The organism is Pseudomonas sp. 43(2021) (genome assembly GCF_017490805.1).
In the GTDB taxonomy this organism is placed as follows: domain Bacteria; phylum Pseudomonadota; class Gammaproteobacteria; order Pseudomonadales; family Pseudomonadaceae; genus Aquipseudomonas.
Map to the genome: position 1 here is coordinate 1 of NZ_JAFGYJ010000621.1, position 329 is coordinate 329.

Here is a 329-nt window from a genome sequence, read left to right on the forward strand (position 1 = left end):
AATCTTGACGATGACCTACTCTCACATGGGGAAACCCCACACTACCATCGGCGATGCATCGTTTCACTGCTGAGTTCGGGATGGGATCAGGTGGTTCCAATGCTCTATGGTCGTCAAGAAATTCTGTGTGCTGGCCCGTCCCTCGGACGTGCCTGCGAATCTCTGTAGTTCCTACTTAAAGACAAAACCCCTACCTGCATGTGCAGATAGGGGTTTTGCGAAATGAATCTTGACGATGACCTACTCTCACATGGGGAAACCCCACACTACCATCGGCGATGCATCGTTTCACTACTGAGTTCGGGATGGGATCAGGTGGTTCCAATGCT

Annotated in this window: 2 rRNA genes; both read right to left on the bottom strand. The window is 51.1% G+C overall.

Going from position 1 to position 329, the window contains the following annotated elements:
- Positions 1 to 2: 2 nt before the first annotated feature.
- A 5S ribosomal RNA gene (gene rrf / locus J5M71_RS29010) occupies positions 3 to 118 on the bottom strand.
- 109 nt (positions 119 to 227) lie between these two features.
- Positions 228 to 329: ribosomal RNA gene (gene rrf / locus J5M71_RS29015) — 5S ribosomal RNA — on the bottom strand; the annotation flags it as partial.